20 protein-coding genes are annotated in these 19,576 nt (G+C 45.6%); 9 read left to right on the top strand and 11 right to left on the bottom strand.

Going from position 1 to position 19,576, the window contains the following annotated elements; all coding sequences use genetic code 11:
- Positions 1 to 6: 6 nt before the first annotated feature.
- The 8 genes from QVC79_RS04255 to QVC79_RS04220 form a co-directional block, all read right to left on the bottom strand.
- Complete coding sequence (locus tag QVC79_RS04255; protein ID WP_118305100.1) at positions 7 to 696, bottom strand: RluA family pseudouridine synthase; 690 nt, start codon at positions 694 to 696, stop codon at positions 7 to 9.
- Positions 697 to 781: 85 nt separating this feature from the next.
- Positions 782 to 1,597, bottom strand: coding sequence for a 3-methyl-2-oxobutanoate hydroxymethyltransferase (panB, locus tag QVC79_RS04250; RefSeq protein WP_087419866.1), 816 nt, complete (start codon positions 1,595 to 1,597; stop codon positions 782 to 784).
- A gap of 31 nt (positions 1,598 to 1,628) precedes the next feature.
- Positions 1,629 to 2,300 (bottom strand): phosphatidylserine decarboxylase family protein, encoded by a 672-nt coding sequence (locus QVC79_RS04245; RefSeq protein ID WP_087419867.1) that lies wholly within the window; start codon positions 2,298 to 2,300, stop codon positions 1,629 to 1,631.
- Between the two features lie 36 nt (positions 2,301 to 2,336).
- Positions 2,337 to 3,152, bottom strand: a complete 816-nt coding sequence (locus QVC79_RS04240; RefSeq protein WP_124316389.1) for a phosphatidate cytidylyltransferase — start codon at positions 3,150 to 3,152, stop codon at positions 2,337 to 2,339.
- Entirely contained in the window at positions 3,139 to 3,348 is a 210-nt protein-coding gene (locus QVC79_RS04235) for a putative signal transducing protein (protein WP_087419869.1), read from the bottom strand. The genes QVC79_RS04240 and QVC79_RS04235 overlap by 14 nt, the downstream gene beginning before the upstream one ends.
- A gap of 58 nt (positions 3,349 to 3,406) precedes the next feature.
- Positions 3,407 to 5,386, bottom strand: a complete 1,980-nt coding sequence (ftsH, locus tag QVC79_RS04230; RefSeq protein ID WP_124316388.1) for an ATP-dependent zinc metalloprotease FtsH — start codon at positions 5,384 to 5,386, stop codon at positions 3,407 to 3,409.
- A gap of 8 nt (positions 5,387 to 5,394) precedes the next feature.
- Positions 5,395 to 5,751: a ribosome silencing factor gene (gene rsfS / locus QVC79_RS04225; protein ID WP_124316387.1), complete on the bottom strand. Its 357-nt coding sequence runs from the start codon at positions 5,749 to 5,751 to the stop codon at positions 5,395 to 5,397.
- 229 nt (positions 5,752 to 5,980) lie between these two features.
- Positions 5,981 to 6,559, bottom strand: coding sequence for a flavodoxin family protein (locus tag QVC79_RS04220; protein WP_270594158.1), 579 nt, complete (start codon positions 6,557 to 6,559; stop codon positions 5,981 to 5,983).
- Between the two features lie 555 nt (positions 6,560 to 7,114).
- Here QVC79_RS04220 and QVC79_RS04215 point away from each other — a divergent pair.
- From QVC79_RS04215 to miaA, 6 genes are all read left to right on the top strand, one after another.
- Entirely contained in the window at positions 7,115 to 8,206 is a 1,092-nt protein-coding gene (locus QVC79_RS04215; protein ID WP_124318102.1) for a pyridoxal-phosphate-dependent aminotransferase family protein, read from the top strand.
- A 17-nt stretch (positions 8,207 to 8,223) separates the two neighbouring features.
- The gene (locus tag QVC79_RS04210) at positions 8,224 to 8,559 is read left to right on the top strand and encodes a CCC motif membrane protein (RefSeq protein ID WP_124318101.1); all 336 of its coding nucleotides are present in this window, start codon (positions 8,224 to 8,226) and stop codon (positions 8,557 to 8,559) included.
- Positions 8,552 to 8,857 carry a DUF2752 domain-containing protein gene (locus QVC79_RS04205; protein ID WP_124318100.1) on the top strand — a complete coding sequence of 102 codons (306 nt, stop codon included), beginning with the start codon at positions 8,552 to 8,554 and terminating at the stop codon, positions 8,855 to 8,857. The genes QVC79_RS04210 and QVC79_RS04205 overlap by 8 nt, the downstream gene beginning before the upstream one ends.
- A gap of 10 nt (positions 8,858 to 8,867) precedes the next feature.
- Positions 8,868 to 9,194, top strand: a complete 327-nt coding sequence (locus QVC79_RS04200) for a CCC motif membrane protein (protein WP_051465995.1) — start codon at positions 8,868 to 8,870, stop codon at positions 9,192 to 9,194.
- Positions 9,195 to 9,207: 13 nt separating this feature from the next.
- Entirely contained in the window at positions 9,208 to 9,813 is a 606-nt protein-coding gene (locus QVC79_RS04195; protein WP_087419876.1) for an IS1096 element passenger TnpR family protein, read from the top strand.
- Positions 9,814 to 9,907: 94 nt separating this feature from the next.
- Complete coding sequence (gene miaA / locus QVC79_RS04190; protein ID WP_270593578.1) at positions 9,908 to 10,816, top strand: tRNA (adenosine(37)-N6)-dimethylallyltransferase MiaA; 909 nt, start codon at positions 9,908 to 9,910, stop codon at positions 10,814 to 10,816.
- 146 nt (positions 10,817 to 10,962) lie between these two features.
- Here the strand turns inward: miaA and QVC79_RS04185 are convergent, their stop codons facing one another.
- Positions 10,963 to 11,955 carry an EamA family transporter gene (locus QVC79_RS04185; RefSeq protein ID WP_270593579.1) on the bottom strand — a complete coding sequence of 331 codons (993 nt, stop codon included), beginning with the start codon at positions 11,953 to 11,955 and terminating at the stop codon, positions 10,963 to 10,965.
- 119 nt (positions 11,956 to 12,074) lie between these two features.
- Between QVC79_RS04185 and QVC79_RS04180 the strand changes: the two genes are divergently transcribed.
- Positions 12,075 to 13,451, top strand: a complete 1,377-nt coding sequence (locus QVC79_RS04180) for an aldehyde dehydrogenase (protein WP_124318266.1) — start codon at positions 12,075 to 12,077, stop codon at positions 13,449 to 13,451.
- Between the two features lie 50 nt (positions 13,452 to 13,501).
- Positions 13,502 to 13,666: a rubredoxin gene (gene rd, locus QVC79_RS04175; protein WP_065219960.1), complete on the top strand. Its 165-nt coding sequence runs from the start codon at positions 13,502 to 13,504 to the stop codon at positions 13,664 to 13,666.
- A 128-nt stretch (positions 13,667 to 13,794) separates the two neighbouring features.
- Here the strand turns inward: rd and QVC79_RS04170 are convergent, their stop codons facing one another.
- Together QVC79_RS04170 and QVC79_RS04165 are read right to left on the bottom strand one after the other, a co-directional pair.
- Positions 13,795 to 15,405, bottom strand: a complete 1,611-nt coding sequence (locus QVC79_RS04170) for a fumarate hydratase (RefSeq protein WP_124317661.1) — start codon at positions 15,403 to 15,405, stop codon at positions 13,795 to 13,797.
- 153 nt (positions 15,406 to 15,558) lie between these two features.
- Positions 15,559 to 18,129, bottom strand: a complete 2,571-nt coding sequence (locus QVC79_RS04165) for a zinc-dependent metalloprotease (RefSeq protein WP_270593582.1) — start codon at positions 18,127 to 18,129, stop codon at positions 15,559 to 15,561.
- 194 nt (positions 18,130 to 18,323) lie between these two features.
- On the opposite strand from QVC79_RS04165, the gene QVC79_RS04160 reads away from it, so the two are divergent.
- Entirely contained in the window at positions 18,324 to 19,565 is a 1,242-nt protein-coding gene (locus tag QVC79_RS04160) for a M48 family metallopeptidase (protein WP_270593583.1), read from the top strand.
- The last annotated feature ends 11 nt before the right edge of the window (positions 19,566 to 19,576 follow it).

Here is a 19,576-nt window from a genome sequence, read left to right as displayed (position 1 = left end):
CTCTTTTTATGATTCTAAACTCTCGTAGAAGAATTTCCAAAGTGTATCATTCATAGGTGGGGGAGCGACGATCGTGATCTTTTCCTGTTTCACCGGGTGAGTGAATGTGATGGACCGGGCGTGAAGACTGATTCCACCTCCCTCGTTGGAACGGGGGAAACCGTATTTCAAGTCCCCTTTGATCGGGCAGCCGATCTTTGCCAACTGGCAACGAATCTGGTGATGGCGTCCCGTGCAAAGTTTTACTTCCAATAAATAGTAACGTTGTCCGCATCCCAATAATTTATACTCAAGGATGGCCTCTTTCGCTCCACTTTTGGGTTTATTGTAAGCATAGGATTTATTCTTTTCAGCATCCCGCACCATGTAGTGGGTTAGTTTGGCATGATCTTCTTCGGGAAGATTGCCCACAATCGCCCAGTATATTTTGGTGATCTCCTGATCGTGTTCTTGAAACATTTTGTTCAGCCTTACCAGTGCCTTACTGGTTTTGGCGAACAATACGACTCCACTAACCGGGCGGTCCACCCGATGAGGAATTCCGAGGTAAACATCCCCCGGTTTGTTGTACTTTTCTTTGATGTATGCCTTAACACGCTCACTGAGAGGTTCGTCTCCCGTCTGGTCTGCCTGCACAATATCGGAAACCTTTTTGTTGATAGCGATAATGTGGTTATCCTCGTATAATATCTCCAGATTCTTCATGTATTTTTGATTTATGATTTACGATTTATGATTCATGATTTTTAATCTAAAATCTAAAATCATAAAATCTAAAATTTTAATATTGTTCTCTCTCGTTCGGGAAGTTACCGCTTTTTACATCGTTGATGTAATTACCCACGGCTCCTGTCATTTCAGCATATAAGTTGTGGTAACGACGTAAGAAACGGGGAGAAAATTCCTGATTGATTCCCAGCATATCGTGAATCACGAGAACCTGTCCGTCAACGCCACCCCCGGCGCCGATTCCGATGATCGGGATGGTTAGTTCTTTGGCAACTTGGGCAGCCAGTTTTGCCGGAATCTTTTCCAGCACGATGGCAAAACATCCGGCCTCTTCCAAAAGGTGGGCATCTTCGATCAGCTTTTTAGCCTCCGCATCTTCTTGGGCGCGTACCACGTAAGTACCGAATTTATGGATACTTTGCGGGGTCAGTCCGAGGTGTCCCATAACCGGGATTCCGGCTGACAGGATACGTGTTACGGATTCAACGACTTCTCGTCCACCTTCCAGTTTCACGGCGTCGGCACTCGTTTCCTTCATGATACGGATTGCCGAGCAAAGTGCTTCTTTACTGTTTCCTTGGTAGCTACCGAAAGGTAGATCCACGACAACCAGCGCGCGATCTACACCTCTCACCACGGATGCCCCGTGATAGATCATTTGATCCAGCGTGATCGGCAGAGTCGTTTCGTTTCCGGCCATCACGTTAGAGGCAGAGTCTCCCACTAGAATCACATCGATCCCGGCATTGTCAATAATTTGGGCCATCGAGAAATCGTAGGCCGTTAACATACTTATCTTTTCCCCCTTGAGTTTCATTTCTGATAACACGTGGGTGGTTACTCTTTTTACTTTCTTTTGAACAGACATAGTAATAATGATTTACGAATCCTCGGTATGATTACTTGGATTCGGGTTCTTGAAATGTTCCGATAAGGGTTTGCGACCCCGTTACTTTTTGGCCGAGTTTCACGTCAATTTTAGTTCCTAACGGTAGGTACAAATCTACCCGGGAACCGAATTTAATGAATCCGGCATGTTCGTTCTGGCGGGCTTTCCCCCCGACCGGAGCGTATGAAACAATACGTTTAGCCATGGCTCCGGCAATCTGTCGCATCACGATTTCTTGTCCGTTGGTTGCCTCAATAGCAATGGTTGTTCTTTCGTTTTCCGTGGAAGACTTGGGCAGGTAAGCCGCCATGTATCTTCCTTGGTGATATTTGAAAAATTTGATTATTCCGTTGATAGGAAACCAGTTAATATGAACATTGAAGATGTTCATGAAAATGGAAACCTGAATACATTGTTTTTTCAGGTATTCAGGTTCGAAGGTTTCTTCCACGACCACGATTTTCCCGTCGGCAGGGGCGAGGATCGTGTTATCCTTCACGACAATGTGCCTGTTGGGGAAACGGAAAAAGTTTACCATCAAGAGGTACAAAATTCCGCTGACGATCAGTACCGCCCGGAAAACAATGATATTAGGGATGAAGGCATACACGAGTACATTGATGAAAGCAAAGAGTACGAATGCTTTGAACAATAATATATGACCTGCTTTATGTATCTTCATATTAATTTCGTTACGTTAGTAAAACAGCGGGCAAAGTTAATACATGAATTCCATATAAACAAAAATAGCGGGAATTGTGAATATGATTGCATCGAATCTGTCCAAGATGCCCCCGTGGCCCGGTAGTATGTTGCCGGAGTCCTTGATCTCGATGCTACGTTTAAACAGGGATTCCAGTAAATCCCCGTATATCCCGAAAACAGCCACGATACACGAAATAATGGCCGTGTCCCGGATCGTGTACCCCTCGATATAGGGCGACACGCACAAACCGACGATAATGGTCATTAGTCCCCCGCCAATGGCTCCTTCCCATGATTTCTTGGGCGATATTCTGGGGAAAAGTTTATGTTTCCCGAATAATGAGCCGGAGAGGTAAGCGAAGGTATCGTTAACCCACACGAGCAAGAACGGGAAAAAGATGATTTCCGGCATCCATTTCCCCGAGGTCATGTAGGGTAGGTATATTAGCAACGTGAAAGGTAAACTGATGTATAACAAGGCGTAGTAGGAGAAGGCTATGTTCTGGAACCCGTTTCCCTTTTTCCGATAGAGTTCACAGATAGACATGATGAAGGTCAACAGGAAAAAATAGAGATAGCCATCCTTGTAATTGATGTAATTATGCAAAAATCCAACGGTGAAAAGAATGCTACCGCAAAGGATGCAGAAGAACAGGTTCACGTGGATGTTCATGTGTTTCGCCATCCGGCTGAATTCCATCAGGCCAAGAATGTTGATGATAAAGAACAGGATATAAAAACAAATGGGGTGTATGAAAATACACCCTGTTAGTACTATGACAAACAGCAAGCCGCTGATTGCTCGTTTTAAAAAATTACTCACGATCATAATAGTCTTTAATAACTTTCTTGGCTTCTTCTTGGTCATCCCGGCTGACCATCACGCTGATGTCACCAAAGGTTTGGTAAGAAGAATCTTTTTGATTCAAAATCACGGCTGGGATTCCCGCCTCGTCCAGTAGATCTTTCACGATCCCTGCTTCGAGTTCGCTCGTTGTTGTGAAAACAGATACCCAATTTTCCATAGTCGTCGGTTTTAAGTTTATACTGTTTTTTCCTGTCGGGAATCCTTCCGCCTTGCCGTTACAATTCTTCCGGCTGTTGTGTCTCCTCTTCTTCTGTCCACGGACGTTTCCCGAGAATATTTTCCAAGTCATCACTAAAGATAACTTCACGTTCGATCAGCAATTCCGCCACCTGACGGTGTTGTTCCCTGTGATCGCTCAATAACTGTTTGGCTCGCTCGTAAGCGGCTGAAACCATATCTTTTACCTCGGCATCAATCAATTCTGCAGTCTTCTCGGAATAGGGCTTGGTAAAGCTGAAATCGCTCTGGCCCGTGGAGTCATAATAACTCAACATTCCCACCTTGTCACTCATTCCGTAGATGGATACCATGGCGTAAGCCTGTTTCGTGGCACGTTCGAGGTCATTTTGCGCACCCGTGGATATTTCCCCGAACACGATTTCTTCGGCGGCCCGTCCACCCAGCACGGAACACATCTGATCCAGTAATTGGTCTTTCGTGGTAATCTGGCGTTCCTGCGGCAAGTACCAAGCGGCACCCAAGGCTTTTCCTCGCGGCACGATGGTCACTTTTAAAAGTGGGTGTGCGTGTTGCAATAACCACGACACGGTGGCATGTCCGGCTTCGTGATAAGCAATCGCTTTCTTTTCGCTCGGTTTGATGACTTTACTACGGTTTTCAAGTCCGCCCACGATACGATCGATTGAATCCAAGAAATCCTGTTTTTCCACGGCCGATTTATTTTTCCGGGCAGCGATCAGCGCGGCCTCGTTTGCCACGTTGGCGATGTCCGCACCGGAGAATCCCGGGGTTTGTTTTGCCAAAAAGGCATAGTCAATATCTTCGGCGAGTTTCAACGGTTTCAAGTGAACTTTGAAAATCTCTTCCCGGTCTTTTAATTCCGGAAGGTCCACGTATATCTGGCGGTCGAAACGTCCGGCACGCAACAAAGCGCTATCCAAGATGTCTGCCCGGTTCGTGGCTGCCAGTATGATCACACCCGAATTGGTTTCGAAACCGTCCATTTCGGTCAATAACTGGTTCAGCGTGTTTTCGCGTTCATCATTGGCTCCCATGTTCGGGTTTTTCCCTCTGGCCCGACCGATAGCGTCGATCTCGTCAATAAAGATGATACAGGGGGCTTTTTCTTTGGCCTGTTTGAACAAGTCGCGTACGCGGGAAGCTCCCACACCGACGAACATCTCCACGAAGTCCGATCCCGACATGGAGAAGAACGGTACGTTTGCCTCTCCTGCCATGGCTTTTGCCATCAAAGTTTTACCGGTTCCCGGAGGGCCAACCAGCAAGGCTCCCTTCGGAATTTTACCTCCCAGCTTGGTGTATTTATCCGGGGATTTGAGGAAAGACACAATCTCTTCCACCTCTTGTTTGGCCTCGGCTAACCCGGCAACATCTTTGAAGGTAATTTTTATGTTGGATTCTTTGTCAAACAATTTCGCTTTGGATTTCCCGACATTGAAAATGCCGCCACCGCCACCACCTCCGCCGGCTCCCTTGCTCATGCGGCGCATGAAGAATATCCAGATTCCCACGAATATGGCGATGGGCAGGAATAGTGTAATGACTTCTCCCCACCAGTTGAAATCGTCTTTATAGTCAATGAACACGTCGGATGCCTCTTCCGGGTACTCCTTCTGTGCATCCTGTAAATTCTTTTCAAATTGCTCCAGAGTTCCGAAAGGTACGTAGTATTGCGGACCTATACTTTTCTGGTTAAATCCTTTTGCTACAAGGTCGCTGTGGGTTTCCACTTTCTCCGGTTTCAGAGTGATTTCGGCTTTACCGCCATTTCTGACGATGTAAATATCCTTTACCTCACCTTTCGCTAAAAGGTCTGTTTTAAACTTCTGCCACGAGATCCGTTCAGGATTCGAAGGCATGCTGAAAAATTGAATCCCGATAATGAAAGCGGCAATGATGATAAACGACCAGTAGCCACCGAATTTCGGGCCTTTATTGTTTTTCCCACCGACAGGGGGGAAGTTGAAACTATCCTTTTTGTTATTTTCTGCCATATTTAATTTTAATTTTCTTCTACATTCGTTATTTCCGCGTCAGCCCAAAAATCTTCAAGTTGATAATAATCTCGTTGTTCTTTTTGAAATATATGTACAACCACATTTCCGTAATCCAACACCACCCACTGGGCTTGTTGTTCTCCTTCCACGTGCAATGGTTTTTCTCCCAATTTCTCGTTGACTTCGTCGTAGACAAAGTCTGTAAGACTGGCCACGTGCGTGTTGGAAGTTCCATGACATATTACGAAAAAACTACAGAAACAGTTCTCAATTCTTCTCAAATCAATTTTTACAATATCAACAGCTTTATTTTCGTTCAGCGTTTTAATAATTTGTTCCACTAATTTTTCTGCTCCACTCATTCTTTAAAAACTAATTTCTAATTAAGGTACAAATATACATTTTAATATTTAATCCAAACGTGTTTTACGGGTACACTTCACTGTTTTTTATACAAAAAACGTACCTGTAATTTGTGTTTCCAGTTATTATGACGAATTGGCATAAAATAAGTTCGGTTTTTGTCCCGTTTTTTATGGCAAAGGATGAACTCCCGGGTGGTTTATTTTTCTTAATTAGTTTGTATTGTAATTATTTCAGGGCTTTGAGGGCGATTTTTCGACAATGCCGGAAATCTTTTTCCTGCAAGGGGGATTTTTTCGTACCGCCTCTCTCGACGGTGGCGATGATCTTGAATCCGCTCCATTTGAGAATTTCCTTTAGTGCTTTGACGGTTCCTCTCGTTTGGTTGAAAAGTATATTGAACGGGTAAGGAGTCGTGCAGGTACTCACGATGATGGCTTTTTTCCCCTTGTGTAGCGGTTGGGGAATCCCTTTCGGGCTTTCGCCCATCATCCCGTAAACGATGCGGTCGAACAGGATTTTTAATTCTCCCGGCAAGTTTCCCCAGTAACACGGGGCGCCGATAACCAGCACGTCGCACGAGTTTATTAACCGGAGCGTGCTTTGAGCCCCGTCTTCCGGGAGAACACAAGCTAAGTTTTTCCTGCAACTCATGCACCCGTTGCATGGTCTTACCTGTAAATCGTGAACATGTACGGCTGAAACGTTCGCTCCCTGTTTTTCAGTTTCTTCTTTTATGGCCTCCAACATTTTCGAGATGTTCCCGTTTTTCCGGGGGCTTCCGTTTATAATCAGTATTTTCTGCATGAGATCGTTAATGGTGAATTTGTGATCATCCAAAATTAGCTATTTATTTTTACTAGGAAAGATATTGATTGTGTAAAAAATGAATATCCTTTTTTAAAGGTAATAATATACCATTGTACGGGATAGGTCTGGGGGGTAGGTACGGGGTGATCTATTATTAATTGTGTGTTGCATGTTGAAGTAGGAATAGGGTGTATGTTATCTTTGTATAAATCCTGTTAAAATGGCGGCTATAATCGGGCGATAAGGCGGCGATGATCGGGCGAAGGCGCCTAACAGGCAGGCAACAGTCTGGTAACAGTGAGGCAATTCGGGTAGGAACGGCAAGTAAAACGATTATTTTAGTGTAGGAAAAAAGTTGGAAACGTGATGGAATCTGAAATTATTACTATATTTGGAATGGCGGAAATAAATCCGGTACGTGAAGACATCGGGAGATGGTTTTTGCTGCTAATGGATTGAATAATACTAGTTTATCTTCTTGCATAAGGAGATAGGTCCGATAGAAAAAAGAATGATTAAGAGTTAAGAAAATTAAATATTAGTTCAAAAGAGATGGAAAAATATCTGATACCGTTAGTGCCGGGACCTGTTGCTGTCCCTCAGGAGATTTTGAAAGTTGCTGCCACGAATTTCGGGTCTGCCGATTTTGAGCCGGAGTATTTGGCTTTGTATAAAGATACGGAAAAATTGTTGCAGAAGATGATGGAAACCCGTAACCGGGTGGTGATTCAGACGGGAGAAGGTATGTTGGTGTTGTGGACGGCTTTAAAAAGCACGTTGAAACCGGGAGATCGGGTGCTGGTGCTTTCTACCGGGTTGTTCGGCGAGGGATTCGGCGATATGGCCAAGGCGCTGGGATGCGAGATTCGGGTGCTGGATTTCGGTTATGATGAGACGATTCATGACTTTGATGCCGTGGAAAAAGCGATCGTGGAGTTCAAGCCGAAGATGATCACGATGGTGCAGAACGAAACACCTAGTGGAACGACGAACCCGGTCAAGGAAATCGGTGATTTGAAAGTGAAACACGGGGTACCGTTGCTTTGCGTGGACATCGTTTCCGGTCTGGGGGGAACCCCGATACACGTGGACGATTGGCATGTGGATTTCGCCTTGGGTGGTTCGCAAAAGTGTCTCTCGGCCCCGGCTAATATGTCATTCCTTTCCGTGAGTGAAGAGGCATGGAAGATCGTGGCGGAGGTGAATTACGCTGGATACGAGGCCTTGTTGCCTTTCCGGAATGTAACCGAAACCGGGTATTTCCCGTACACGCCCTACTGGCAGGGAACAGCCCAGTTGCATAAGGCTTGCGAGTTGATTTTCGAGGAAGGGGTGGAGAGTTGCATTGCCCGTCACGAGAAGGTGGCTGCTTACTGCCGTGAACGGATTAAAGAGATGGGATTGAAGATATACCCCGTGGAAGGAGCCGTGTGTTCCCCGACGGTGACTGCGGTTTACGTGCCGGAACACATGACTTGGGAACGTCTGGATTCGGAATTGAGAGTGCAGGGTATGGTCGTGGGAGGCAATTATGGTAAACTGGCCGGGAAAGTATTCCGGATCGGTCACATGGGTTCTCAAGCGAATATCAACCTGATCAAGGAGGCAATGGATATACTGGAAACAGTAGTTCATGATATTTAAAATTTAAGGTATAAATTATGGGAGATTTTGACGGAGAAAGGAAAGATTTACCGAATGCCACGGCAGCGCTTGTTTTAGGAGCGCTGTCGTTGGTGTTTTGCTGGTGCTACGGGATCATCGGGTTGGTACTCGGTATTCTGGCGGTGGTACTGGCCTCGGCGCCCCGCAAGGCTTATCTGGAAAACCCGGAGCGATTCACGGAAGTATCCTATAAGAACTTGAACGCCGGGAGAATATGTGGCATCATCGGGATTTGTATCGGTGCGATCATCCTGTTGGCCGTTATCCTTGTGGTTGTTTTTGCTGTATATACTTCGGTAAAACCTCATTTGCTCAACACGATAAATGTATGAATTGAGCATCTGGACGTGGCTGGAGAGGCATCAACTGCCTTGCTTGGTTAAAGACACCTTCGGGATCGAGTGTCCCGGATGTGGATTCCAGACTGCGGTGTTATTGCTCTTGAAAGGAGAGTTGTGGGAGTCCGTGAAAATCTATCCGGGGTTGATCCCCTTGATCGTGTTTATCGGCCTTGCCATGGTGCATTTTGTGGGGGTGAAAAAAATTACTCCCGGGGGAATAAAATTTGCAGGTTTTGTTTGTTTGCTAATAATTTTAATTTCATATTTGCTTAAATTAATAATTCATTAAAATTACGACCATGGAGATAATGGAAATGAAGAAAAAGGATCTTCCTAACGCGACGGCGGTGTTGGTTTTAGGGATTTTGTCTCTGGTATTTTGCTGGTGTTACGGGTTCGTGGGATTAGTGCTGGGAATCTTGGCGGTAGCCATTGCTTCCGGGCCCCGGAGGGCTTATCTGGAACATCCGGAAGAGTACACGGAGGCTTCCTACAAGAATCTTAGTGCCGGACGGGTTTGTGGTATTGTTGGAATCTGCGTGGCGTTGGCTGTTGTCGCTTTCGTGATTTTAATGATATTAGGTGTAACGGCGCTGGGCGTCGGGTCAGCATTGATGCTAGGTTAAAATAAAATAACATATGGACTACAGATTTGAAATCAGTTTACCGACTAGTTCGGATTTTAGATGTGAGATTGCTGTTGGTGGAGAACAGACGTTTCAACAATTTCACGATAAAATAGTTGAGACGTTGAATTATGACAGCTCTCAAATGGCATCTTTTTTCACGCTCGACCGGATGGGAAACCGGGTGAAAGAAATTGCATTGATGGATATGACGACAGAGGACGAGGAAAATGAAACGCTCGTCATGGACAACACGAAAATCAGTGACATCATTAAACCGGGGTGTCTTGAATTAGAGTACGTGTATGATTTCTTCTCTAACAAATATTTTAAGGTAGAGTATGCCGGGGAATATATCCGTGACTCTTCCGACGTGATGCCGGTATGCGTGGCTTGTGAGGGGGATATTCCGGAACAATTCTCTTACGAGGATGGGAATGCTGATTGGGAGTTTGACAAGCCGGAGGAAGAGTACGAGGGGGATTATGACGATAGTTTCATGGAAGAGTTCGGCAATGGGGATTATGACGACGAGGATCGCCAAGACCGGGGTGGTGATGATGAGTACTATCGTGACGAACGCTACGAGAGTTTGGATGATTATATAGATAGACTTTAATTATTTTGGATTTTAGATTTTAAATTTTAGATTCCAGCCGGACAAGGTTTATTTTTTTAATTTAAAATCTAAAATCATTAAATCGAAAATTTGCATGGGGACGTTAATCGTATTGCTTGGACCGACAGGAGTGGGGAAAACAGATTTGAGTATTGAGCTGGCCAAGATGTACGAGACGTCGATTATTTCATGTGATTCCCGACAGATTTACAAGGAAATGTATATAGGAACTGCCGTGCCGGAGCGAGAGCAACTGGAGGCAGTTCCTCATTTTTTTATACAAACAGAGTCTGTCCGGAATTATTTTAATTGTTGGGAGTTCGAGCAACAAGCACTTCGGAAAATCCGGGAGTTGTTCGAGACGAAAGAGGTGGTGATCATGGCGGGTGGTTCCATGATGTACATTGACGCCGTGTGTAAAGGTATTGACGAGATGCCCACGATTGACGAGGAAGTGCGTCTTTCCGTGAAAGAGATGTTTGAACGGGATGGAATCGAGGCGTTGCGGATGTTGTTGAAAAGGTTGGATCCCGTGTCATATACCACGGTGGATTTGAAGAATGCCAAACGGATCATGCACGCTTTGGAAGTTTGCCTGATGACTGGAAAGCCTTATTCTTCTTTTTTGACCGGGAGCGTGAAGGAGCGGGAGTTTGACATCGTGAAGATCGGGTTGAACCGGGAAAGGGAAGAATTGTTCGACCGGATTAATCGCCGGGTAGATCAGATGGTGGAGGCCGGAATGGAGGAGGAGGCTCGTGAACTTTATCCTTTGCGCTATTTGAATGCCTTGAACACGGTAGGGTACAAGGAGTGGTTTGATTTTTTTGACGGCAAGTTTGACAGGGAAGAGGCTATCCGGCTAATCAAACGAAATACCCGCCGATATGCAAAAAAGCAACTTACTTGGTATCGCAATGACTCTGATATTCATTGGTTCCATCCGGATCAAAAAGATGAAATCAAACGATTTCTTTTAAGTTTTGTTGATTTTAAATTTTAAATTCCAACCGCACAAGGGCGACGCTTCTTAATTTCCTACTTTCAACTTTTATCTTTTAGTTTTTAACTTTTAGTTTTCTCTGGGAATACCATCTTGAAATTGAGATATTTTTCATTTTCAATTTTCAATTCTCCATTTTCAATTATTTAGTCCGTCATGTATTGTTTCGAGCGATTTTCTTCCACTCGTTTTGGAGGCATGATCAAGATGAGTAGGGAACCTAGGATGATGATGCAGGCCAAGATGTAATCTCTCGTGTCCAAGTCGGGACGCAAGTCGATGGAGTAGACTGCAATCCATGCCTCCAGACCGAAGGTTAGCATGGGCTGGAAGGCCCGGAAGGTCATGAAGGTTTCGGCAGTTGCCGTTTGCAGGGTGGCGTAGTATAGGTACGTGGAGAGTGAGGTGAGTAGGAAACCTGTCACGCAGGCGGCAATAATCGTCATCGGGTGGAATATCTCGGTGAGCTTAGGCAGGTAGAGCATTGAAAACGGGATGGCCATAAGTTCCTTGGCAAAATAGTGTTCCACGAGGGCGATCAGGATCAAGAAAAGTATGACCGACGTGCCACCCCAGAACATGGTGAAGCCGGAGATCCCGCATTTTTGGCGTACGGAGGTGTTGGGACTGGCGATAGTGGTTTTTTCGACCACGATGGCTCGTGTACAGCTTGCCAGAACTGCTAGGGAGACGAGAATGGAGACCCGTAGTTGTATGGCTTCCGGGAGGGTACGGATAAACAGGATAATACCGACCGTGATCACGAGCATCCCCACGATGTCACTGCTGTGGGGTTTTCTCTTGAAAAAGATGTAGGCCAGTATGGCCGTCACGACAACTTCTATGTTGATTAACAAGCTGGTTTCGGTACTGGTGATGTACAGGTAAACCGCGGCTAGAAAGAAATTCCGGAATATTTGCAGTAACGTGTACAGCCATGAATAACCGACACCGGCTTTCCAGCCTTCTGCAGTTACAGGTTTTCGGATAAGTAATAGCGCGACTCCCCCGGCAAAAATCTGCATGGAGGCGAACACGAGGATGTTGGCCTCGTAGTTTAACAGGCAAAAACGGGTGATGACACTGATAACCGACCATGTTATAACTGATAGTAAGGCATATAAAGCACCTATTTTCATATTCTATTTTGTTGTTTCTCTCCGGATATAACGATTCGATGGGGAAAAGGTTTTTTGTCAAAATAAAATATACCTTTGTTTTAGTATTTATAACAACATGATACAGGAATGATTGAGATATGGTAGAATCGGAAACTAGAAAAGAGGAGTACACGATTCCTTTACGGGAGTTTTTTGATAAGGGAATGACAAGGGAGGTCGCTTGCAGGATAGGACGTTTGAGGGCGTTGAGGCGGGCTATTACCGGACAGATGGAAGAGATAAATGCGGCTTTGTGGAGTGATTTGAGAAAGTCGGGGGGAGAGGCTTACCTGACGGAGATCGGTATGGTGTTGGGGGAGATTGATTATCACGTGAAACATTTGAGACGGTGGGTGAAACCCCGACGATTGGCAACCCCGTTGGCTTTTTGGCCCTCGAAAAGCCGGATCATGTACGAGCCGTATGGTGTTGTGTTGATCATCGCCCCTTGGAATTACCCGTTTCAATTATTGTTGGAACCTTTAATTGGTGCCATCTCTGCCGGGAATTGTGTTGTGTTGAAACCGTCTCCTTTTGCCCCGGCAACGGCGGAGGTTATAAAGAAAATTGTTGCGGCGGTTTTTGAACCCGGTCATGTCGCCGTGTTTGATGGAGAAGGGGATGTGGTGGAGCAATTGTTGAAAGAGCGTTTTGATTATATTTTTTTCACGGGAGGACCCCGTTTCGGACAGCATGTTATGGAAATGGCGGCGAAACATTTAACCCCGGTAACTTTAGAGTTGGGCGGGAAAAGTCCTTGTATTGTGGGGCGTGGTGCGAACGTGGAGATTGCGGCTCGTCGTACGGCTTGGGGAAAGTTTATCAATGCCGGGCAGACGTGTGTTGCCCCCGATTACGTGTTTGTGCATGAAGATCAACGGGCAGAGTTTGTGGAGGCCATAAGACTGGCCGTGAAACGATTTTATGGGGATCGCCCGTATGAAAGTCCCGATTATCCGCGGATTGTTCACTGGGAGGGAACAGAAAGATTAGCGCACTTGATGCATTCTTCCGGACAGGTGGTTATCGGGGGTGAGGTGAACGTGGAGGAAAAGTATATTGCTCCTACGGTACTGATTGACGTGGACCCGAATAGTCCGATTATGCGGGAAGAAATATTTGGTCCCATTCTGCCCGTGCTGACCTACCGGGAGATAGATGACGTGATTCGTTTCGTGAATAAACGGGAGAAACCCTTGGCCCTGTATTATTTCGGACCCGAGCGAGAGGCTCGTGAAGTGTTAAACCGGACCTCTTCGGGAGGGGCTTGTGTGAACGACACGATCGTGCATCTGGCAAATCCCCGTTTGCCTTTCGGGGGCGTGGGAATGAGTGGCATCGGAAAGTATCACGGGAAAGCGAGTTTTGAACTTTTCAGTAATTTGCGTTCCGTGGTAAAATCTTTCACATTTTTTGATAACCATTTCCGTTATCCCCCGTATAAACACTTGAATTTATTGAAAAAATTCATGTAATGTCTGGTGAGTTTATTATATTTGTTGGAAACTTTAAAACAATGAAGACTATGAAAAAGTACATTTGCACAGTATGTAGTTATATTTATGATCCTGCAGTAGGAGATCCGGATGGTGGAATCGCACCTGGAACCGCATTTGAAGATATTCCGGAAGATTGGGTTTGCCCGCTTTGTGGCGTCGGTAAAGAGGATTTCGAACCGGTAGAGGAGTAAAGAAAGTTAAAAGATAAAAACTAAAAGATAAAAGTTGAAAGCTGTAAAAGTTCCATTTTTATCTTTTAGTTTTTAACTTTTATCTTAATAAAAATAGAGGCGAATCGTGAGATTCGCCTCTATTTTTATTAGTGTGCCCATTCGGCAAAGAAGTCATTTCCCTTGTCATCCACGATGATGAATGCGGGGAAGTTTTCCACCCGTATTTTACGGATAGCTTCCATTCCCAATTCTTCAAAGGCAACGATTTCTACTGATTTAATACTTTCTTTGGCCAAGATCGCTGCCGGTCCGCCGATAGATCCCAAGTAGAATCCACCGTGTTTCTTACAAGCATCTGTAACAGTTTGAGAGCGGTTACCCTTGGCAACCATGATCATAGAACCACCGTGATCTTGGAAAAGGTCAACATAGGGATCCATACGTCCTGCCGTGGTAGGTCCGAAGCTTCCGGAGGCCATTCCTTTCGGGGTTTTAGCCGGTCCTGCGTAGTAAATCGGATGATTCTTAAAATATTCCGGCATGGGCTTGCCTTCATCCAGCATGGCTTTGATGCGGGCATGTGCGATATCGCGAGCAACGATAAGTGTTCCGGACAAGTTCAGACGGGTTTTAACCGGATATTTTCTTAGTTCTTTCAATACTTCTTCCATCGGTTGGTCGAGGTCAATGTTTACGGCGGGGGCTAATGCCGGGTTCTCTGCCGGTAAGAAACGAGCCGGGTTCTTTTCCAGTTGTTCCAGAAAGATACCGTCTTCCGTGATTTTAGCCTTGATGTTCCGGTCGGCACTACAACTTACACCGATACCCACGGGGCAGGATGCCGCGTGACGAGGCATACGGATGACCCGCACGTCGTGTACCCAGTATTTACCACCAAATTGGGCCCCGATGCCCATGTCTTGGCAGATTTTCTGAATTTTGGCTTCCCATTCCAGATCACGGAATGCCTGACCGCCATCATTTCCTTCGGTCGGAAGATTGTCATAATACCCCGCGGAAGCTTTCTTCACGGTTGTTAAGCAAGCTTCGGCAGAGGTTCCGCCAATGACTACTGCCAGATGGTAGGGTGGACAGGCTGATGTTCCCAAGTCTTTCACTTTGTCCTTGATGAACTTGGTCAGTGCTTCCTCGGTCAACAAGGCTTTGGTCTGTTGGTACAGGAACGTCTTGTTTGCAGAACCACCGCCTTTGGTGATGAACAGGAACTCGTATTTATTTCCTTGAGTGGCATACAGGTCGATTTGGGCCGGTAGGTTCGTACCGCTGTTTTTCTCATCGAACATGGTGTAGGGAACTACTTGAGAATAACGCAGGTTACGATCCCGATAGGTTTCGAATACTCCTTTGCTGATGGCTTCCGCGTCATTGCCGTCAGTCCACACGTTTTCGCCTTTCTTACCGATAGCGATGGCTGTACCCGTGTCCTGACAGGTGGGAAGTTCGCCTTCAGCGGAAACCACTTGGTTCATCAACATGGTATGGGCCACGAATTTATCATTGTCGCTGGCTTCTGGATCTTTCAGTATATTAGCTAATTTCTGCAAGTGAGAGGCACGCAGGTAAAAAGAAACATCTGCATAGGCTTCACGGGCGAGTAATTCAAGCCCTTCTTTTTGGATTTTCAATATTTTACGTCCTTCAACTTCAATCGTTTTCACGTAGTCTTTTGTCAGTAAGCGATATTCCGTACTATCTTTTTGAATCGGAAATGGTTCTTGATACTTGAATTCTGCCATAATTCTATCTTGTTTTAGTGTTGTAAATATTTTTATTCCTATAACGGAAAAATTTCTTTAATATGTCGCAACGAAATTAGAATTAATAAATGAGAAGTCCAATAAAAAAGCCGGACAAATTTGGTCCGGCTTTTATAGATATTAGACTAATGATTAGTCTTTGAATAACTTGTCAATAGTCATGATTTGGTAATCGTAGAATGCGCGGGTAGCGGCATTTCCGGTTCCCCGTTTTTCTTTGTAAAGAGCTTGTACTTTCTTCAACAATGATAACATGGCAGGACGTCCTACTGATGCTGGAAGTGTGGCAGCTTTCATGGTCAAACGGAAGTAGTCGTATTCTCCCAAGTTGCATTCTGCATGGCTACACAGCTTATGCTGGCTATTCACGCTGTTTTCCAAGCTAGCTAAAGCTTGCGCCGGATCAATAGAGGCAAAACCTCTTTTTGGAGCTGATGCGGAGGCTGCAGCTTGAAGACCGCTCATTTGGCTGGCAATCGTTACCAAGGCGGTTTGTAGGTTCATTTCCTCGTGTGAAAGTGAACGGGACGCGATGGTCGGAGCCATAAGTAACTTGTAAGCGTCATTCACGTATACATCAAGCTTGTAAGCGTCCTTCTGACCGGAACGTTCTCCTTCATATACACTACCAAGAGAACCTGCGCTGAAGATTTTACCTACCACGGCGTATTGCAGTTGGTCGTACATGTTCGGGTCTAATTCCAATTTTTCTCTCAGGTCTTTCGTGATCAACCATTTTGGACAAGTGGTTACTTCGTTTACTAACCATTTGATTGCTTCTTGCTGTTTGGCTTTCGGGATGTATTTTTTAGCTACACCACCTTTGCCGTCTTGTACCAAGTCCGTGAATTCAACACCACCGGGGTAAGCCAACACGTGGCTAAGCATTCTTTGGTACTGGCTCAAGATTCCATTGTAGTACATTTTTATGTCTTTATACGAGGCTCCCGGTTTGCTGCACCATTGTTCCAAGTTGTTCATGATGATCTTGAGGTTCTTGATACAAAGTGAATTGGCTTTCACGTGATCATCTCCTAAATCTTCTGTTTGGTCTGTCGGGTCGAGAGTTTGCGGGAATTGCTGTGCCCCGAAACGATACATCGGATCGTCAGATTTTTCTTCGATCCAGCTATTTAATGTTGCGACTTCGGCTTCCGGGGTATTAGCGTTCGGGATAATCCGGTAACCCCAGTTGATAGCGTAAATGTCGTATACTCCTAGCACGGGCGGAACGAGGTTTACACCGCGTTCGTAGTCTCCGGGTTGAGCCACGTAGTTATTACGGGCATAGTCCATGATACTCGGGGTGGTTCCGTATTTTTTCGTGAATGACGGGCTGCGTAATGAGTCCACGGGGAAAGAGTAACTTGCACCCATGTTGTGCATCAGACCTAACGTGTGTCCGATTTCGTGTGATGCCACGTAGCGTAAAGATTCGTTCATCACGTCGTCACTAAATACTTCCGTACGAACGCGAGGATCAACGGCTCCCGTCTGAACGAACCGCCAGTCGTGTACAAGAGAAATCACGTTGTGATACCAGATCACGTCAGCCACGAGAATCTCACCGCTACGAGGATCCACGTAACTCGGTCCCATGGCGTTAGCGGTAGGGGTTACGGCATAACGTACACAGTTGTAACGAATATCGTCCGGGTCAAAGTTAGGATCATCGGTCGGGTAGTCTTTGGCGATGATTGCGTTTTTGAAACCGGCTTTCTCGAAAGCGATGTTCCAATCTTCAATACCTTGTTTAACAGCACCTCTCCATTTTTCAGGGAATGCGTTATCCACGTAGAACACGATCGGTTTTACCGGCTCCACGAGTTCTCCGCGCAAGTAAGCGGCCATATCTTTGGGCTCGATTCTCCAACGGTGGATGAATTCGAAATCTTCCACGCGGTCTTTATCGCTCGTGTAGAAGTTCCGGGGAGTACTGAAATAACCGACACGTCTGTCTTTGTAACGCATGGGCATGGGATCTTTGTCCAGTTCGACAACAGAACGACGAACAACAAGGGTAAGAGGACCGTTTTGTCCGTTATAGTTCATTTGAGAGGAAATTTCCATGTTTCGAGGGAAGTTCTTTACCTCTTTCACGCGAGATGCGGATGGGTCGAACATGGCGCTCGGTTTTTTACCCGTCATCGGGCTGGAGCCCATCGGGGTAATACATTTTTCATCCCGTCCGAAGAATGCGGTCATGTCGATCAACAACGTGTCACCCTTGGTGGCTTTCACCTCGAAGGTCTTCATGATCGGGTCATTGAAGTTGCGTTTGAAAGACGGGGCGATAGGATCACCTTCTCTTAACACGTCCTCGCAAAGCACGGAGTGCATGTACACGTTCGTGGAATCCGTTGAGAAACGAACCATGAACGGGTCGTTAATCATCTGACCTGCCACGAAATCGGTCGGGGCGCTGGTTTCAGAAAGACGATTGGCAATCAAGTAGATCTTGTCCAAGTTACGAGCTTGGATGGCCCACATTAAGGTTCCTTTCGGGGTGTAGTAAGCATCAATAACTCCCGGCAGGTGTTTAGCTCCTTTCACTTGCTTGTCAAAAGCGGATTCTTTAGGAGCAGGAGGTGTTGCGGTCTGTTCGGTTTTTGCTTTTTTCTTCTTTTTCTTGAAAGGGAAAGCTTGTGCCGTGGACCCTGCAAGTAATGACAGGGCGACAACCGCGAGTAAAATTTTCCTCATAGTTCTCTTCGTTTAATCAATTAATTATATCTCGTTTATTAGATTTGTGTGCATACATTTATGTGCAACGTTTTCAACAGCGGGCGAAGGTATGTAAAAAAGAATCGAATTTATCTTACCGTTTTGTTAAAGTTTCATCCGAAAGACGATTATTATTGTACCTTTGCAAGCAATGAATCTTAAAAACAGATAAAATGAGTTCCGAAACCATATTTTTTATTATTGTTGTTTTCCTGTGCTTGGATTTCGTGTTGGAGAGAATATTGGAATCTTTGAATTCTAAACATATGTCTCCCGTGTTACCCGATAGTCTAAAGGGAATTTATGACGAGAAGGAGTATAGTCGTTTTCAATCCTACAAGCGGGAAAACGGACGGTTGGATAGCTGGAGTTCCGGAGTCGGGTTTGTTGTGATGATCGTGTTCCTCGTGGCAGGAGGTTTCGGGTGGTATAATAGTTGGGTGGTTTCTCTGACGGATAGTGTGGTCTGGCAGACTATCCTTTTCGTGGTGGGGCTTTCCGTGGCTTCTTCCGTGTTGGATATACCTTTTGATTATTACGCGACTTTCCGGATAGAGGAAAAGTATGGGTTTAATAAGACTACGAGGCGGGTCTACTGGCTGGATACGGTGAAAGAGTTGGTCCTTTCGTTGGTGTTGGGAGGGGTGTTGTTGGCGCTTGTGGTGTGGTTCTACACGTGGGCGGGGACTTATTTTTGGTTGTACGCTTGGGGTGCTGTTACCCTGTTTTCCGTGTTTATGGCCATGTTCTACTCGCAATTGATCGTGCCTTTGTTTAATAAGCAGACGCCTTTACAAGAAGGTTCGTTGAGGGATAAGATACAGGCTTTTGCGGGGAAAGTCGGGTTCAAATTGGATAATATATACGTGATTGACGGTTCGAAACGCTCCACGAAAGCAAATGCTTATTTCACGGGGCTGGGGCCTAAAAAGCGGGTAGTGTTGTATGACACGCTGATTGACGAGTTGACGGAAGAGGAAATTGTGGCCGTGCTGGCTCATGAGGTGGGACATTACAAGAAACGACACACGTTACGTTCTATGGCGGTTTCCGTGATACAGATGGGAGTGCTTTTCTGGTTGTTTTCCCTGTGCGTGAATAACGCGGCTTTGTCAGAGGCGCTGGGTGGGGACCGGGCATATTTCCAGTTGGGATTAATCGCTTTTGCCATATTGTATTCTCCCGTGAATTTGATTTTGGGAATCGGGATGAACGTGTGGTCCCGGAGTAACGAGTATGAAGCAGATGCTTTTGCGGCCCGGTATTACGAGGGTGATTACTTGGTATCCGGTTTGAAGAAAATATCGGTGAAGTCGTTAAGTAACTTGACGCCCCATCCTTTGTACGAGTATATCTATTATTCTCATCCGTCGTTATTGAAACGGATAGATGCTATAAAACGTATTCACGAATAAAAATATAAACG

It is taken from the genome of Butyricimonas sp. (assembly GCF_019423355.1).
GTDB classification, from domain to species: Bacteria; Bacteroidota; Bacteroidia; order Bacteroidales; family Marinifilaceae; genus Butyricimonas; species Butyricimonas faecihominis.
The sequence above is the reverse complement of the archived record's forward strand: the minus strand, read 5'-3'. Positions and strand labels throughout refer to the sequence as shown.

Coding starts and splice junctions, on each gene's coding strand:
- panB (WP_087419866.1), bottom strand. CDS start 1,597: ATGTCTGTTCAAAAGAAAGTAAAAAGAGTAACCACCCACGTGTTATCA.
- QVC79_RS04245 (WP_087419867.1), bottom strand. CDS start 2,300: ATGAAGATACATAAAGCAGGTCATATATTATTGTTCAAAGCATTCGTA.
- QVC79_RS04240 (WP_124316389.1), bottom strand. CDS start 3,152: ATGATCGTGAGTAATTTTTTAAAACGAGCAATCAGCGGCTTGCTGTTT.
- QVC79_RS04235 (WP_087419869.1), bottom strand. CDS start 3,348: ATGGAAAATTGGGTATCTGTTTTCACAACAACGAGCGAACTCGAAGCA.
- ftsH (WP_124316388.1), bottom strand. CDS start 5,386: ATGGCAGAAAATAACAAAAAGGATAGTTTCAACTTCCCCCCTGTCGGT.
- rsfS (WP_124316387.1), bottom strand. CDS start 5,751: ATGAGTGGAGCAGAAAAATTAGTGGAACAAATTATTAAAACGCTGAAC.
- QVC79_RS04220 (WP_270594158.1), bottom strand. CDS start 6,559: ATGCAGAAAATACTGATTATAAACGGAAGCCCCCGGAAAAACGGGAAC.
- QVC79_RS04215 (WP_124318102.1), top strand. CDS start 7,115: ATGGAAAAATATCTGATACCGTTAGTGCCGGGACCTGTTGCTGTCCCT.
- QVC79_RS04210 (WP_124318101.1), top strand. CDS start 8,224: ATGGGAGATTTTGACGGAGAAAGGAAAGATTTACCGAATGCCACGGCA.
- QVC79_RS04205 (WP_124318100.1), top strand. CDS start 8,552: ATGTATGAATTGAGCATCTGGACGTGGCTGGAGAGGCATCAACTGCCT.
- QVC79_RS04200 (WP_051465995.1), top strand. CDS start 8,868: ATGGAGATAATGGAAATGAAGAAAAAGGATCTTCCTAACGCGACGGCG.
- QVC79_RS04195 (WP_087419876.1), top strand. CDS start 9,208: ATGGACTACAGATTTGAAATCAGTTTACCGACTAGTTCGGATTTTAGA.
- miaA (WP_270593578.1), top strand. CDS start 9,908: ATGGGGACGTTAATCGTATTGCTTGGACCGACAGGAGTGGGGAAAACA.
- QVC79_RS04185 (WP_270593579.1), bottom strand. CDS start 11,955: ATGAAAATAGGTGCTTTATATGCCTTACTATCAGTTATAACATGGTCG.
- QVC79_RS04180 (WP_124318266.1), top strand. CDS start 12,075: ATGGTAGAATCGGAAACTAGAAAAGAGGAGTACACGATTCCTTTACGG.
- rd (WP_065219960.1), top strand. CDS start 13,502: ATGAAAAAGTACATTTGCACAGTATGTAGTTATATTTATGATCCTGCA.
- QVC79_RS04170 (WP_124317661.1), bottom strand. CDS start 15,405: ATGGCAGAATTCAAGTATCAAGAACCATTTCCGATTCAAAAAGATAGT.
- QVC79_RS04165 (WP_270593582.1), bottom strand. CDS start 18,129: ATGAGGAAAATTTTACTCGCGGTTGTCGCCCTGTCATTACTTGCAGGG.
- QVC79_RS04160 (WP_270593583.1), top strand. CDS start 18,324: ATGAGTTCCGAAACCATATTTTTTATTATTGTTGTTTTCCTGTGCTTG.